The organism is Aliarcobacter butzleri (genome assembly GCF_900187115.1).
GTDB classification, from domain to species: domain Bacteria; phylum Campylobacterota; class Campylobacteria; order Campylobacterales; family Arcobacteraceae; genus Aliarcobacter; species Aliarcobacter butzleri.
This window is the reverse complement of record NZ_LT906455.1, coordinates 998,111-1,014,446: the sequence shown is the minus strand read 5'-3', so window position 1 is coordinate 1,014,446 and position 16,336 is coordinate 998,111. Positions and strand designations below refer to the sequence as shown.

17 protein-coding genes are annotated in these 16,336 nt (G+C 26.0%); 12 read left to right on the top strand and 5 right to left on the bottom strand.

Features of this window, described 5'->3' with window-relative positions:
• Position 1: 1 nt before the first annotated feature.
• Positions 2–688, top strand: coding sequence for a hypothetical protein (locus CKV87_RS05060; RefSeq protein WP_012012724.1), 687 nt, complete (start codon positions 2–4; stop codon positions 686–688).
• 8 nt (positions 689–696) lie between these two features.
• Here CKV87_RS05060 and CKV87_RS05055 read toward each other — a convergent pair whose 3' ends face one another.
• From CKV87_RS05055 to hemL, 4 genes are read right to left on the bottom strand one after another with little or no spacing between them, the layout of a single operon-like run.
• Complete coding sequence (locus CKV87_RS05055) at positions 697–1,245, bottom strand: hypothetical protein (protein WP_041644924.1); 549 nt, start codon at positions 1,243–1,245, stop codon at positions 697–699.
• Positions 1,232–1,540 (bottom strand): AtpZ/AtpI family protein, encoded by a 309-nt coding sequence (locus CKV87_RS05050; RefSeq protein ID WP_004509197.1) that lies wholly within the window; start codon positions 1,538–1,540, stop codon positions 1,232–1,234. Before CKV87_RS05050 ends, CKV87_RS05055 begins: the two co-directional genes overlap by 14 nt.
• Positions 1,541–1,550: 10 nt before the next feature.
• Positions 1,551–1,865 (bottom strand): pyrimidine/purine nucleoside phosphorylase, encoded by a 315-nt coding sequence (ppnP, locus tag CKV87_RS05045; protein WP_012012722.1) that lies wholly within the window; start codon positions 1,863–1,865, stop codon positions 1,551–1,553.
• A gap of 13 nt (positions 1,866–1,878) precedes the next feature.
• Complete coding sequence (gene hemL / locus CKV87_RS05040; protein WP_012012721.1) at positions 1,879–3,159, bottom strand: glutamate-1-semialdehyde 2,1-aminomutase; 1,281 nt, start codon at positions 3,157–3,159, stop codon at positions 1,879–1,881.
• 104 nt (positions 3,160–3,263) lie between these two features.
• On the opposite strand from hemL, the gene CKV87_RS05035 reads away from it, so the two are divergent.
• Positions 3,264–3,971, top strand: coding sequence for an energy transducer TonB (locus CKV87_RS05035; protein WP_169712279.1), 708 nt, complete (start codon positions 3,264–3,266; stop codon positions 3,969–3,971).
• Positions 3,972–3,994: 23 nt separating this feature from the next.
• Here CKV87_RS05035 and CKV87_RS05030 read toward each other — a convergent pair whose 3' ends face one another.
• Positions 3,995–5,104 (bottom strand): FtsW/RodA/SpoVE family cell cycle protein, encoded by a 1,110-nt coding sequence (locus tag CKV87_RS05030; protein ID WP_012012719.1) that lies wholly within the window; start codon positions 5,102–5,104, stop codon positions 3,995–3,997.
• Between the two features lie 19 nt (positions 5,105–5,123).
• Between CKV87_RS05030 and CKV87_RS05025 the strand changes: the two genes are divergently transcribed.
• The 10 genes from CKV87_RS05025 (at position 5,124) to CKV87_RS04980 (ending at position 16,234) form a co-directional block, all read left to right on the top strand.
• Positions 5,124–6,110 (top strand): RluA family pseudouridine synthase, encoded by a 987-nt coding sequence (locus tag CKV87_RS05025; protein ID WP_012012718.1) that lies wholly within the window; start codon positions 5,124–5,126, stop codon positions 6,108–6,110.
• Positions 6,058–7,320: a fibronectin type III domain-containing protein gene (locus CKV87_RS05020; RefSeq protein WP_012012717.1), complete on the top strand. Its 1,263-nt coding sequence runs from the start codon at positions 6,058–6,060 to the stop codon at positions 7,318–7,320. The genes CKV87_RS05025 and CKV87_RS05020 overlap by 53 nt, the downstream gene beginning before the upstream one ends.
• Positions 7,321–7,327: 7 nt before the next feature.
• Complete coding sequence (gene trmB, locus CKV87_RS05015; RefSeq protein WP_012012716.1) at positions 7,328–8,521, top strand: tRNA (guanosine(46)-N7)-methyltransferase TrmB; 1,194 nt, start codon at positions 7,328–7,330, stop codon at positions 8,519–8,521.
• Positions 8,518–9,180: a cell division ATP-binding protein FtsE gene (locus CKV87_RS05010; RefSeq protein ID WP_004509187.1), complete on the top strand. Its 663-nt coding sequence runs from the start codon at positions 8,518–8,520 to the stop codon at positions 9,178–9,180. The genes trmB and CKV87_RS05010 overlap by 4 nt, the downstream gene beginning before the upstream one ends.
• Positions 9,167–9,979 carry a hypothetical protein gene (locus CKV87_RS05005; RefSeq protein WP_012012715.1) on the top strand — a complete coding sequence of 271 codons (813 nt, stop codon included), beginning with the start codon at positions 9,167–9,169 and terminating at the stop codon, positions 9,977–9,979. The genes CKV87_RS05010 and CKV87_RS05005 overlap by 14 nt, the downstream gene beginning before the upstream one ends.
• Positions 9,972–11,246: a murein hydrolase activator EnvC family protein gene (locus CKV87_RS05000; protein WP_012012714.1), complete on the top strand. Its 1,275-nt coding sequence runs from the start codon at positions 9,972–9,974 to the stop codon at positions 11,244–11,246. The genes CKV87_RS05005 and CKV87_RS05000 overlap by 8 nt, the downstream gene beginning before the upstream one ends.
• A gap of 8 nt (positions 11,247–11,254) precedes the next feature.
• Positions 11,255–11,683 carry a hypothetical protein gene (locus tag CKV87_RS04995; RefSeq protein WP_012012713.1) on the top strand — a complete coding sequence of 143 codons (429 nt, stop codon included), beginning with the start codon at positions 11,255–11,257 and terminating at the stop codon, positions 11,681–11,683.
• Positions 11,680–13,461, top strand: a complete 1,782-nt coding sequence (gene mrdA, locus CKV87_RS04990) for a penicillin-binding protein 2 (protein ID WP_012012712.1) — start codon at positions 11,680–11,682, stop codon at positions 13,459–13,461. Before CKV87_RS04995 ends, mrdA begins: the two co-directional genes overlap by 4 nt.
• Positions 13,462–13,536: 75 nt before the next feature.
• Positions 13,537–14,262 (top strand): flagellar type III secretion system pore protein FliP, encoded by a 726-nt coding sequence (gene fliP / locus CKV87_RS04985; protein WP_012012711.1) that lies wholly within the window; start codon positions 13,537–13,539, stop codon positions 14,260–14,262.
• Positions 14,263–14,290: 28 nt separating this feature from the next.
• Positions 14,291–16,234 carry an HD domain-containing phosphohydrolase gene (locus CKV87_RS04980; protein ID WP_012012710.1) on the top strand — a complete coding sequence of 648 codons (1,944 nt, stop codon included), beginning with the start codon at positions 14,291–14,293 and terminating at the stop codon, positions 16,232–16,234.
• The last annotated feature ends 102 nt before the right edge of the window (positions 16,235–16,336 follow it).

The window sequence follows — 16,336 nt, the reverse complement described above, 5'->3', positions numbered from 1 at the left end:
TATGAATTTTTTTGAAAACTGGGTAGAAATGGATTTAAATCCTATTTTATCTTTTTCATCTAACGCTAAAATATTGTATTCTAATTCAGAAGCACAATTTTTATTAAATAGAATAAAACCTAAAGAGATTTTCGATTTAGCACTTACTTATGCTCCAAAAACTTTTGGAGCATTAACTTCATATATTGATTTAACAATGCAAAATTATACTTTTTATGCTATTACAGTTATGTATGAAAATGATGAAGAAATCCATGTAAAACTTTATAAAAGTGCAATGGTAAAAAAAGAGACTAACCTGAATATAAAAAATATTAATACTACTAATATTTTCACTTTAGTTGATTTAGCTATTTCAACAAGCAAAATCAAATCAAATATTAATTTTACAAAAAAATATGACCCTTCAATTCCTGAATTTAAACTTGACGCAAACTCTTTTATAAAAACATTAAATCAAGTTTTTGAAGCATTTAGTAATGAAACAAAAAATGTATCTTGTTCTATTTTGTTAAAAGTTGGAGAACATATAAAAATAGATGAAAAGAAATACTCTTTGATAAGTGTAAACATCTCTTCTTATGATAAAAATAGTAATTTTTCTAAAATAAATATAAAAGATAGTAACTCTTTTATAATAACTTGTGATAGAAATCAAGTAGTTATTGATTTACCTTTAGTTTTATAATTTCAAAGTTATTTTTTAATTAACTTTGAAATTAAAACTCCAAATGGAACTATTCCTAAACCTATAATAAAAGCTATTGGCATAAAGATTTTATTGTTATTTAAAACAAAAAAACCAAAAATCAGTATAATATATCCAAAAATCCTATAAATAGACAAAAATCCACTTGCAGAAAAGATTGTATTTTTTATAGAATTTCTTTTAACTTTTGATTTCTCATCATTTATTATTTCTTTGATTTTTTCAGCTGTTAATTCATTTTCGGGAATTTCTTCATATTCAGTATATAAATCGTAAGGATCATCTATTTCATCAATTTTATCTCTATCTTCACCTTTTGATATTTTTGAATAATCAAAGTTTGACAATCTATTTTGAATATTCTTTTTATAAGAGATAAAAGAAGCAATTGTTATAAGTAAAGATGAAATAAAAGCTATTTGAGTATTTAAAAGCCATAATTTATTTTGAAAAACTAAAGCATAAATAAAAATGCAAAGGTCTAAAAAAATAAAAACCTTTGCAAATTTAATAATCTCGGGATTAATCTTCGTCATCAAAAGATTTATCTCCATATTTTGCTCTATGAGCATATCTTGGATCATTTTCTAAGCCTTCAAACTCTTTTTGAGCTCTTTTATAAGCTTTATAGATATTTAATCCAGCTGCTAATATTCCCCAAATAATTCCAAGCCATAAAGTCCAAGTATAACCTGTTAGATGTTTTAATCCATAACCAATACCAAAACCAATTAATATCGCTGCAACAATAGAAATACCTAAAGATAAATTATCTAAAGCGACAATCTTATCTTGATGTTTAGGTTTTTCATATTTTTCTTCATTTTGCATAAAATACCAACTATTTAATGTAAGAACAACAATAATCAGTTATTGTTTTAACTTTTATATCAAAACTTGAGTTTGCTGGAACACTAAAAGATGTATTAGCACCGTATATTTTCCACTCATTTGTATCTTTTAGTTTAACTTCAACTTCTCCAGCAATAATTTCCATAAGCTCAGCTTCATTTGTACCAAAAGTATATTCACCAATCATCATAATACCTAAAGTTTTTTTCTCACCATTTGATTCAATAAAAGTTCTACTTGTAACTTTCCCATCAAAATAAATATTTGCCTTTTTTACCAATTCAACATTTTTAAAACTTTCCATTTTTTTCCTTTTTTTATAAATTTTTCATAACTTCATTTGCTGCTTTTAAACAAGCATCAATATCTTTATTTGTAATTTTTGTACAAATAAAACCTGTTTCATATTGAGAACAAGCAAAATAGAAACCTTTTTTTAACATCTCGTGATGAAATGTTGCAAATCTTTTAAAATCACAAAGTCCAACATCTTTGAAATTTTTTGGTTCTTTTTCACAAAAGAAGAAACCAAACATACTTCCTCTTGTATCAACTTGAAATGGGATTTCATATTTATTAGCAATTTTTTTCAAACCATTTACTAATCGTAAGGCTTTTTTATTTAATTCATCGTAAATATCAGGATTTGCTTTTAATTTTCTTAAGCTTTTTAAACCTGCAGCCATAGCAACAGGATTTCCACTTAAAGTTCCAGCTTGATATATTTTTCCTTCAGGTGATAAATTACTCATAATCTCTTTTGATGCAGCAAAAGCACCAACAGGCATTCCAGCTCCTATTACTTTTCCAAAAGTAATAATATCTGCTTTTGTTTTTACAATTCCACTAGCTCCTGTTAAACTAGCTCTAAATCCACTCATAACTTCATCAAAAATCAATAAAGCACCATGTTTATCACAAAGTTCTCTACAAGCTTTTAAAAACTCTTCACTTGCAGGAACTAATCCCATATTTCCTGCAATTGGTTCAATAATGATACAAGCAATGTCACTTGAATCAGCAAAGCATTTTTCTAAATTTTTTATATTGTTATATTCACAAAGTAAAGTATGTTTTGTCAAATCAGAAGGAACTCCAGGACTACTAGGACTTCCAAAAGTTGCCAATCCAGAGCCAGCTTGAACTAATAATGAATCAGAATGTCCATGATAACAACCTTCAAATTTAACAATATCATTTTTCCCTGTAACACCACGTGCCAATCTAATAGCACTCATTGTTGCTTCTGTTCCAGAACTAACAAATCTAACTTTATCAATATTATCGTACATTTCAACAATTTCTGAAGCTAATTTTGTTTCAAGTTTTGTTGGAGCACCAAAAGATAAACCTTTTTTTGCAGTTTTAATTACAACTTTTTCTATATCTTTATCACAATGTCCAAAAATTAGTGGTCCCCAACTTTGTACAAAATCTACATATTTATTTCCATCAACATCATATAAATATGCACCTTTTCCTTTTTTTATAAATGGCGGTGTTCCTCCTACACTTTTAAATGCACGAACAGGCGAATCAACCCCACCAGGAATTACTTCACAAGCCTTAGTATAGGCTTCTATTGATTTTCCAAACATTTATATTCCTAATTAATTAATTATTAGCTCAATTGTACTATAATCCCGCTATGAAAAATATTATCTTCGCATTTATAATCTCTGTAATACTCCATTTATTACTATTGATAAGTTATAATAAAAGTTTAAATGAAACAAAACAAGAGAATAAACAAGAACAAAATGAAAAAATAGTTGAAAAAAAGTCTGATGTAAAATTTGTAAAAATTCAACAAGAAATTATTTCACAAGAAAAAAAAATCGAGCCAAAACCTGAACCAAAAGTTAGCGAAAAGATTATTGAAAAACAGATAAAAGTTCCAAAAAACGAATCTGAAAATAAAATTTCTCAAAATACAAAAAAAAGTGCAGATATAAAACAAGCAAAAGAGATGCAAAAAAATATTTTAAAAGAGACAAATGCTTTACAAGAAAAAACTTTAGAAAATTTTTTATCTCAAAAAGAACCTATAAATAAAAATATTTTAAATGAACTTGAAAAACTTTATGGAGAAGAGTATAAAAATTTTACAAAAGTTCAAAAAGCTTATTTAGAAAAAAATCTAAATAATTTTCAAGTTATAACACAAAGAGTTCTTGATAGAATGGGTTATCCAGAACTTGCAGCAAAACAAAAAATTGGTGGAATCAATACTGTAGAATTTATCTTTTATCCAAATGGAGATATTAGTGATTTAAGGATTATTAACTCATCAGGATATTCTGTTTTAGATAAACATTCTATTGAATTGATTGAAATTGCATACAAAGATTATCCTAAACCAACGGAACCAATAAAAATTAGATTTAGAGTATTTTATAGAGCATACTAAAAATAGAGTAAGAACTCTATTTTTTATAATTTTCTTTCATAATTATACATATCCATATATCTAAATGCTATCAAATTCTCTAAAATAGCGAATGTGACAATAAAATTAACAAAAGAACTTCCACCATAAGAAAATAAAGGTAAAGGAATTCCAACAACTGGGGCAAAACCTATAACCATCAAAACATTAACACTCATATTGAAAAATATGAGTAATCCTAACCCTGAGGCAAAAACCTTTATGACGTAGTCATCTTTGAAAAAATAATTTACTGTAAGTAAATGTAAAATAATTAATACATATAAAACAATTAATCCAATTGCTCCTAAAAAACCATATCTTTCAACTAAATATGCAAAAATAAAGTCACTTGTTGCAATAGGTAAAAATCTTAATTGTGTTTGAGTTGCTTCATCACTTTGTTTTCCTGTTAATCCACCTGAACCAATAGCTATTATGGATTGCTGAACGTGATAACTTGGTTTTTCTGCAACTATAAAATCATGAATTCTCTTTTTTTGATAATCTTTAATTAAATATGTATACATAAAAGGAGAAGAGACCCCTATTACAATAAAAATTGTGAACCAAATTTTCCAATTAACCCCTACTAAAAACAAAATACCATAACCTACAAACAACATTACCATTGCTGTTCCTAAATCTGGCTCTTTTGCAATTAGTACAAATGGCAATAAAATATAAAATGAAAAATAGGCAAAATCTTTTAAATTGTATCCACTTAAAGGTGGAGGTCTTCTACTTATTAAATATCCTAACATTAGAATATAAACAGGTTTTATTAACTCTGAGGGTTGAATTGTTGTGTCAAGTAAAGGAATATGAATCCATCTTTTTGCACCTAATTTTGCAATACCAATAAATTCAACTAAAATAAGTAAAATAATTCCTAACCAATATAAAGTTGGTATAAAATATAATTTTTTTCTAATTGGTAGCATAAATACTATGATGAATGCAAATATAGAAATTGTATAATAAAATAGTTGTTTATATGCTAATAGTTCGTTTGTTTCACTAATTAAATGGTATGATAAAAATATCAAAGGTAAAACAAATATTATTAACAAATAGTCAAAATGTAAAATAATTCTTTTATCAAATAATCGCATAACGAAAGAGTATCAAAATATGAATAAAAACTTTATTGTTTTAGAGACAAATAGATTAGATAAATTTTTAGCACAAAATATAGATGCTTCAAGAAACCAAATAGAGCAACTAATAAAAAAAGAATTCGTCAAAGTTGATGGAAAAATTACAAATAAAACTGGCCTTAAATTAAAAGAAAATCAAAATGTTGAAGTTTTTTTTCCTGAAACTCAATTAAATAAACGAAAAGATGAAGAGTTTTTAAAAAATTCTTTAGAAGATAAAGAAGTAGAAATTATTTATGAAGATGACTATATTTTGGTTTTAAATAAACCTTACAACTTAACAGTTCACGATGCACCAAGTGTTAAAGATGCAACTCTAGTTGATTGGTTGAAATTGAAAAATATCTCACTTTCTACAATAAGTGGAGAAGAAAGACATGGAATAGTTCATAGACTTGACAAAGGAACAAGTGGTGTAATGGTTATTGCAAAAACAAATGAAGCCCACCTTAACTTATCAAAACAACTTGAAGACAAATCAATGGGAAGATACTATCTTGCCATTCTTGACCTTGCATTAAAAGAAAATGTGATTATTGAAAAACCAATACGCAGAAATCCAAATAACAGACTTAAAATGTCAATTGAAGAGAATGGAAGATATGCAAAATCAGCTTTTTCTAAAATTGCTTTAAGTGATAATGAAAAATTTGAATTAATAGCCTGTAAACTTTATACAGGTAGAACTCATCAAATAAGAGTTCATTTAAGTTCGATAAATAGGCATATACTTGGTGATAATTTATATGGATTTAAGGGCGAATTAAATAAAATAAATAGATTTCTTTTACATGCTTATTATCTGTATTTAACTCATCCAGTTACAAATAAGCAGATGTGTTTCAAAGCAAATCTACCAGAAGATATGAAAAATTTCCTAAATACCAATTTCCAAAAGGAGAATATAAATGATAAAATTGATGAAAAACATATTATTAATAGCTTTAGTTTTACTATTTAGTGCTTGTAGTGATGTTTTTGATAGTATTACATCACCATCAACACCAAAAATAAACAATACGGTTCCAACTGTAAATTATAGTTCTATAAAATCTATTTCAGATATAACGTCTATTGGTTTTGAATGGCAAAGAGTAGATGATCCAAGAGTTGTAGGTTATAACTTTTATAGAACAGATTTACAAAGTGGAGAAAAAACTTTAAAACTTATTAGAGCTATTGAAAGTAGATATACAACTCACTATGTTGATAAAGAGTTAGAACCAAAAACAAAATACGCTTATCAAATCTCTTCAAGATTAAATGATGGAAGTGAATCTGTTACAACTGACGCTTATGTAGCTGAAACTTTACCTAGAATAGTTCCTGTTAATGGTGCACAAGCTATTTCAAACTTACCTAAAAAAATAAAATTACTTTGGCAACCACACCCAGACCAAAGAATTCAATATTACAGAGTTGAAAAATATAATACAACATTAAATGAGTGGATTCATTTAGCAACTGTAAATCAAAGATTGTCTGCTGAATATCTTGATACTGGTTTAGAGAATAATACAACTTATCAGTATAGAATCAAAGCTTTTACTTTTGAAGATGTAGAATCAGCACCTACAAAAACATTAAGTGCAAAAACAAAACCTGCTCCAAAATCGCCAACAAATGTTAAAGCATCAAACAATATTCCTAAAAAAATATTTTTAACTTGGTCTCCTTCACAAAACCAAGATATTATAGGTTATGATATTTATAGAAGTAGTTATAGTTCTTTTGGTTTTAGTAAAGTTACAAATGTAAATTCAACAACTACAGAATATACTGATTCTGTTGATGATGATGGAAGAACTTATTATTACAGAATAATTGCAGTTGATAAAGATAATTTAGAAAGTGCAGACAATATAACAGCAACTAAAGGAATGAGCTTACCAAAACCTATAAGACCAACTATAACATCTGCTCAAATTCAAGGAAGTGTAAACTTAAGTTGGCAAGCAGGTGATAATAGAGCAGTTTCATATAATGTAGTAAAAAAAATAAAACAAAATTTTTTCCAATATAAAACAGTTATATTCAATAATATTTCAGGTACAAGCTTTAATGATAGCGATATAGTAAGTGGCGTTGACTATAAATATTCTGTTCAAGCTGTTGATGAATTTGGGCTAGTTTCAGAAAATTCAGACGAAAAAACACTATCGAGAAAGTAAAAAATAGATGCCCCATATAGTTTTTGAAAAAAATGAGTTACTTAAAACTCCATCAATAAAAGATGGAGTTTCTTTTGAATTTATTGCTAAATCATATAATTTCACTTCAACACCAAGAAAAGATGAATATAAAATTGCAGTAAAAGACCAAGATAAAGATTTTTTATTATCAATAAAACCAAAAGATGATGATTTGATGATAAAGTCAGATAAAGTTACAAGATTATCTCCAGTTAGTTTAATAAAAAAAGCTTTGAATTATTATGTAGAACTAAATCATTCTAAAATATTATTTTCAAATACAAATAATCTACAAGTAAAAAAAGAGCTAAAAAACGAATATCTAAAAGACATAAACTACTTTGTTGATGATTTTAAAACAGACAAAGAGATTCAAATAGAGATTGGTTTTGGGAGTGGAAGACATCTTTTACATCAAGCAAAATCAAATCCAAATATCCAATTTATTGGGCTTGAGATTCACTATCCATCAATTGAACAGCTTTTAAAACAATTAGAAATTCAAAATATCACAAATGTATTAGTAGTAAATTATGATGCACGACTTTTTATGGAGTTTATTGAATCAAATAAAGTTGGAAGAATTTTTGTACATTTTCCTGTTCCTTGGGATAAAAAACCACATAGAAGAATCTATTCAAATGAGTTCGTAAATGAAGCTTTAAGAGTTTTAAAAATTGGCGGGACATTAGAACTTAGAACTGATAGTAGAAAATATTTTGATTTTTGTACAGAAGTTTTAACAAATCTTCCAAAAGGAAGAATTACAATAGATATAAATAAAGATTTAGCAGTTTCAAGTAAATATGAAGATAGATGGAAAAAACAAGGTAAAAATATCTATGATGTAGTTTTAGAAGCATGGAATGAAGATGAAAATATCAATTTAAATTACGATTTTTCATTTGATTTTGAGGCAAATTTTAATAAAATTATAAATTCAATTCCTAAAAAATCAATGATTGAAAAAAATTTCTTCGTTCATATAGAAGAAATTTATACTATCTTAGAGAAAGACAATTCAGGATTAATAAAAATTACAATGGGAAATTTCGATAGACCAGTGACAAAATATATACTTATTGAAAACAAAAAAATTTCTTATTATCAAGGAAATCCTCTTCCAACAAGTGCAAATATAGATGCACATAAAAAATTAATAGAGATTTTAAGTATATGATTGAAGCTAGAAATATTTACCTTACTTATGATGATAATAGATATATTATCAAAAAAGGTAATTTCACTATAAAACCAAAAGAATTTATATTTATTGGTGGAAATTCTGGAAGTGGTAAATCTACTTTATTAAAATCATTTTATGGTGATATTCCATTAAAACATGGTAGCTTGAAAATCGAAAATCAAGAAGTTTTTGGAATAAAAGGGAAAAAATTAAGACTTCTTAGAAAAGATATTGGTATTATTTTTCAAGATTATAAACTTATAAATGAATACACAATTGAAGAAAACATTATGATACCACTTAAAATAAATGGTTACTCTCATGAAGTTTCATTAGTTCAAGCAGATAATTTACTAAAACATGTAAGATTAAGCCATAGAAAAGGTTTTTATCCAAATCAATTAAGTGGTGGTGAGCAACAAAGAGTTGCAGTTGCAAGGGCACTTGCTCATAATCCAAAAATTATAATTGCAGATGAACCAACTGGAAATTTAGATGATTTTTCTGCTGAAGTTGTTTGGAATTTATTAAAAGGTGCAAATGAACAACTTGGAATTACTGTGGTTGTTGTAACACATAGAGTTCCTAAAAATCTAGGGATTAAATTTAGACAATTATCTATTGAAGATGGGATTATTTATGAAGTCTCTTAAAAATATCTTTGCATTTTTACTTCCCCTACTTTCTATGTTAATAACATTTACTATATATTTATTAATAAGTAACATAGTAGAAAATTATAAAAGTAAAATTTCAAGAGATTATTCTATTATCATTGTTGCTACAAATCCAATAAAAAATATTAGTGAACTTGCTGGAATAAAAGTAGAAAAAATTCAAACATTACCAAATGATAAAATTATTGAAAATATAAAATCAAATTTATCAAATAATTCTGTAGAATTATTGAAGCAAAAACTTCCAAATTTTTATCAAATATATTTAGAAATTTTTCCTACAAGTACAGAATTAGAAGTGATTAAAAATACTTTATTAGCAAATAAAGATATAAAAAAAGTGGAAGTTTTTTATAAAAATCACAACCAAATTTATCTATTGCTTCTTATTTTAAATAGTGTCTCTTTTATACTATTTTTCATAATAACTTTGTTTGCTATCATCATCATAGCAAAACAAATAAAACTTTGGTTCCATGAATATCGTGTTAAAATATCTATTTTAAGGCTACATGGTGCTTCAATTTTATATAGTGCATCATCTATACTAAATTACGCACTTCTAAGTTCTTTTTTGTCTTTTTTAATTGCAGGAATTTTTCTAGTATTTATTTCAAACAATTTAGATGTTTTATTTCCATTAGAACTACAAGAGATTGTTGATGTAAAAATAAATTTAGTAGTAGAACTAATAAAGCTATTTTTATTATCATTTTTTATCTCAATTTTTACAATTTTTGGTGTATTACTAAAATATAAGATAAGTAATGATTAAAATATATTTTGCTCTATTTTTGGTAATAAATTTTTTATTTGCTGCTTCAAATGTTGATAAAAAAATTCAACAAAATCAAAAAATTTTAGATACGAAAGAGAAAGAAAAAGAGACAGCAACTCTAAAAATCAAAGAATTAGCGGATAAAATAGAAGAACAAAATAAAAATATTACAGATTTAGAACAAGAAATAAAAGATATAAATGCTGATATTGATGAGCATCAAAAATTACTTGAAGATTCAAGAAGTAAATTAGAAGATTTAAAAACAAAATCGAGTGAATTATTAAAAGAAAAAAATAGTAATGAAACAGAAATTATAAATACTATTGTTGAAGAATTTTCTATTTCTATGGCTTTAAAACTAGCTTCTGAGGACTCTTTACAAGAATTAATTGATAGTGAAATTTTTACTTTATTATCAGAACATGCAAAAGAGAAAGTTATAAAGTTAAATGATAACTATAATATTGTTTCAGAAAATGCAAAAAATAATCAAAAAGATATTGAAAAAATATCTTCATATATCAATGATAGACAAAAAACTAAAACTAAATTAACATCATTAAAAGAAAAACATGCAAAATCTTTAGTTGATATAGAAGGTCAACATAAAGCTTATCAAGAAGAGTTAAATAAAGTTGTAAAAAAACAAACAGAATTAAATAAACTTCTTGGAGAGTTAAATATCTTAAAAGAAGCAGAAATAAAAAAAGCAACTGAAACAAAAAAGACTCAACAAGCATCTGCTACTGGTGATGATGACGACTATAGCCAAATGCAAACTACTGATGTAAGAAATCAAAAATTTGCAAAAGATTTAAACTTGGATGTAAAAAAAATTGGTTCTTCAACAGACGGTGTCCAAATTATAAAATATAAAGGCGCAAAAACTATTACTCCACTAAAATCTTTCAAAGTTGTAAAAAACTTTGGTACATATTACGATCCAATTTATAAAATAAAATTGTTTAACGAATCTATTGTATTAAAAGCAACAGACTCAGAATCAAAAGTAGTTTCTGTATTAAATGGTAAAGTAGTTTATGCTAAGAAAAATGCTGGAATGCTTGATAATGTTGTAATTATACAACATGAAGGTGGATTACATACAATTTACGCGCATTTAGATGAAATTGCTCCAACTTTAGTTGTAGGTAAATGGGTACAAAAAGGTTCAGTTGTTGGAAGAGTAAATGATTCTTTAAGTTTTCAAGTTACTAAAGACTCAGCTCATATAGATCCAAAAGATTTATTTAATATTTAGGCAAAGAGATGATAAAAAATAGTTTAGATAATCCAATTTTTTTATTAACAATATTAATTTTAGCTGTAATTTCAAATCTTATTGCTTCAGTACATTTTTTACTTGTTTTGTTTGGAGGCATAATATTTACTGCTTTTTATAGAACTTTAAAAAAAAGATATTATTATTTATTTTTTTTAGTTATTGTTGCTTTTTTATTTATAGAAATAAACAGTGGTTTAAAACCTTTTTCTTTATCTCTTTTATCATTTTTTATATATATTTTTATTATTCCAAGATACGAATCTAATTCATTAAGTAGTTTTGTTTATGTAATATTTTTCTATCTTGGATTAACAATAATGTGGTTTTTATCTTTTGGACTTGATGAAAGAATAATTTTTACACTTATTATAAATCTATTTATTGATTTATTATTTTTTGGAGTATTTCTTTGAATATAAGACTAAATATTGTTTATATAATCATTTTAGCTATTGCTTTTACTCTACTTTCAAGAGTATATTTTTTAAGTATAAAATCAAATACATATTATGATGAATTATCAAAAAATAACTATATAAAAAGAATGTACAAAGTTCCAGTTCGTGGAATTATAGAAGATAGAAATGGTGAACCATTAGCTTTAAATAAAATTGGTTTTTCTATTTCTATCAAACCTCATTTAAGAAGTTTAAAATATCAAGAAAAATTAGAAAGTATAGTTGATGTTATCGTAAAACATTTTCCTCAATATGATAAAAATAAACTTTTAAAAGAGTATAAAAGAAATGACTCAGCTTATAATCACGAATTTATAGAAATAATTGATTTTATTCCTTATGAAGAATTTTTTCCAAAATACACTATTTTAGCTTCCAATGAAGATTTAAAAATAGAACCATCATCAAAAAGATTTTATCCATATAATGAAACAGCAGCACATATTATAGGATATGTAGGTAGAGCTTCTAAATTAGAAATTCTAAATAATGAAATAGCTGTTCACAGTGGTATTGTTGGGAAAAATGGTTTAGAAAAATTTTATAACTCAAAACTTCAAGGAGAGTTAGGATACAAAGATGTAAAAGTAAATGCTTTAAATCAAGAGATAGAAGTTCTTGAAGAAAAAGATGCATCAACAAATAATAATATAGAAATTTCAATAGATATAAAACTTCAAAGGTATTTACAAGAGTTATTTGATGGGAAAAGTGGTTCTATTGTCGTTATGGATGCTAGAAATGGTGAAATCATAGCAGCAGCTTCTTTTCCTGAATATGATAGTAATATTTTTGCAAGAGGAATTTCACAAAATGAGTGGAATCAAATGAGAAATGATTTCAACCATCCATTTACAAACAAAATTATCAATGGTCTTTATCCTCCTGGTTCTGTTATAAAAATGGGAGTAGCACTCTCTTTTTTGGAAAACGGTATTCCAGAAAATTTTACAGTAAATTGTAGTGGTTCTCTTCCTATTGGAAATAGAAATTTTAGATGTTGGAAAACAACAGGACATGGAAATATCAACTTTAGAAGTGCGATTGCAGAAAGTTGTGATGACTTTTTTTATAAAGGAAGTTTAAAACTAGGAATTAATAAAATCTCACACACTCTTGATAAATTAGGATTTGGACAATTAACAGGAATTGACCAAATAAATGAATTTATGGGAGTTAATCCAAATAAAGAGTGGAAAGAGAAAAAATTTAATAAACCTTGGTATGTTGGAGAAACAGTAATCACATCTATTGGGCAAGGAAATATGCTTACAACTCCACTTCAAATTGCAAGATATACAGCTTTTATAGCAACAGGGAAACTTCCTAAACCACACCTTTATAAAGCAAATTATGAAGAACCAAAAGAGTTAGATATACCAGAAAAGCATATTGATTTAATGAGAAAAGGTATGTATGATGTTTCTTATGGAGATAGAGGAACAGCAAGAAGATATATAACATCAAAAGTTCCTATTGCTTCAAAAACTGGAACTGCACAAGTTGTTTCTATTCCGCAATCTGAAAAAGTTAGGATGAAAGAGAGTGAACTTGAATATTTTCAAAGATCTCACGCATGGATTACAACTTATGGACCATTTAAAAATCCTAAATATGTAGTTACAGTTGTACAAGAACACGGAGGTGGTGGAGGAAGTGCCACAGGAGGAGTTGCAAGTAAAATTTTTGATAAACTTTATGAATTGGGATATATAACTCAAGATGAACTATAAATCACTATATAGTCCTATTTTTAAAGATTTTTTAGATATTATCAACTTTCAATTCAGTTTTTTATAGGATTTTTTTTGAGAATTATTTTTACTGTACTACTTTTTTCTATTTTTGCAAATGCAGCAGATGCACCAATGATAAATCTATCGGTTGCTGCAATAGAACAACCAGTACAATTCGTAAGAACAATAAATATCGCAATTATTTTAGCACTATTAGTTTTAGCACCAACACTTTTACTGATGGTTACTTCTTTTACAAGACTTATTATTGTATTTTCACTTTTAAGACAAGCTATGGGATTACAACAAACTCCACCTTCTCAAATAATAATCTCTTTATCTCTTATTTTAACTATTTTTATCATGGAACCTTATGCAAAAAAAGCTTGGGATGATGCAATAGTTCCATATATGGATGAAAAAATTGGTTATGAAGTAGCTTTTGATAAAGGTGTTGCACCTTTCAAAGAATTTATGATTAAAAATACAAGAGAAGCTGATTTAGCACTATTTTATAGAATAAAAAAAGAGCCAAATCCTAAAAATATAGAAGCTGTTCCTCTTACTTTACTTATGCCAGCTTTTATTGTTAGTGAATTAAGAACTGCTTTTGAAATAGGTTTTTTAATCTTTTTACCATTTTTAGTTATTGATATTATCGTTGCTTCAATTTTAATGAGTTTAGGTATGATGATGTTACCACCTGTTATGATATCCTTGCCTATTAAAATAATTTTCTTTATAGTCGTAGATGGATGGCAACTCATAATTGGAAATCTTGCACAATCATTTAAATAATTAAATATTTAATCTCTTTAGGACTTATATGAAAAATATTTTATATTTCTGTTTTGCTTTTTTTATTCTGTTATTATTGTCGTATAAGTTATATTATGAACCAGAAATTAAAAATTTAACAAATCAAATTTATTTAAATAAAAGTTTAGAAATAAAAGAACTTTTAAAAGAAGAGATTAAAAATAAGAAAAAAAGAACTTTTGCACTTACATATTTAATAAGTCAAGACAAAAAAATAATTTCTGCTTTAGAAAATAAAGATAACAGCCTAATATCTTCATACAAAAATATTATAGATGAGATGGGTAATCACAATGAATTTAAGCATTTGTGGTTACACGTTATAGACAAAAATGGGCATAGTTTTTATAGAAGTTGGAGCAACAATGTTGGAGAAGATTTAACTTCTGCAAGAGTTGATGTTGTAAGTATGATTAAAAATCCTAGAACAATTGAAGAGATAAGTACAGGAAAATACGATATTTCATTTAAAACAATGATTCCTTTATATGATGCTAAAAAAGAGTTTATAGGAATAGTAGAACTTATATCAAAGTTTAACTCTGTTGCTCAAAATTTAAAAGAAAAAAACATAGAACCTCTAATAATCGTAGACAAAAATTATAGTAAAAATATAACTCATCCTTTTTCAAATCTATTTATAGATGATTATTATGTTGCAAATGAGAATGCCTCAAAAGATTTAATGGAAATGGTTAAAAAAGAAGGTATTGAAAAATTCTTAAGTTTAAAAGGTTATATGATATTTCATAAATATCTTGTAACTACTTATGAAATAAAAGATATTAATAATAATGATATGGGCTTTTTTATCTTTTTATTTAGTGAAAAGAATATCAATAAATCAGCTATTTCAGAATTTAAAAATGCTTATCTTTCAAAAGTAATTATTTTTATGGTAATTTCTGGTTTACTTTTTTTATATCTTCTAAATAAAGCTTATACTAAAACTTTAAAAGTTAGATTAAAAGAACAAACTTCTCAAATGTTGCTTCAAGAAGAAGAATTAAAATCTTTATATGAAATTTATGATAAAAATGTAATTTTTTCAGTTACTGATTTAAAAGGAGTAATTACTCATGCAAGTAGTGCTTTTTGTAAAATCAGTGGTTATGAAAAAAAAGAACTTATTGGAAAACCACATAATATAATAAGACATCCTGAAACATCAAAAGAGACTTTTAAAAAAATGTGGGAAGAGATTCAAAAAGAAAAGAAATTTACAACTGAATTAAAAAATCTACGAAAAGATGGTACTTATTATTGGGTTGTTGCAGAAATTGAACCAAAATATGATAAAAAAGGAAATCATATAGGTTATTTTGCCGTAAGAGAAGATATAACAGCAAATAAAGAGATAGAAGAGATTCAAAAAGAGATTATTTTCACAATGGGTTCTATTGCTGAATCAAGAAGTAAAGAGACATCAGAACATATTGAAAGAGTTGCAAAATATACTGAACTTATTGCTTTAGAATTAGGTTTAGAACCTAAAGAAGCAAAAATGCTAAAACTTGCAAGTCCAATGCACGATATAGGAAAAATTGCAATTCCTGATTATATATTAAACAAACCTGCAAAATTAACACCTGAAGAGTTTGAAATAGTAAAAACTCATACAATAAAAGGTTATGAAATGTTAAATCTTTCAGAAAGACCTCTTTTAAAAACAGCAGCAATAATTGCACTTACTCATCACGAAAAATATGATGGAACAGGTTATCCTAAAGGTTTAAAAGGTGAAGAAATTCCACTATATGGAAGAATAACAGCAATAGCTGATGTTTTTGATGCTTTAGCTCATGAAAGATGTTATAAAAAAGCTTGGAGAGTTGATAAAATAGTTGAATATATCAAAGAAGAAAGAGGAAAACATTTCGATCCTAAATTGGTTGATTTATTCTTTGAAAACTTTGATAAAATACTAGAAATCAAAAAAAACTACCAATAAATCTTAAATAAATAAAAATTATAATATTTAGAATTTTTTATTATATTATAACATTTTTTAATAATTCTCATATTGATTTCTCTTTTTTTTAAGCTATAATTC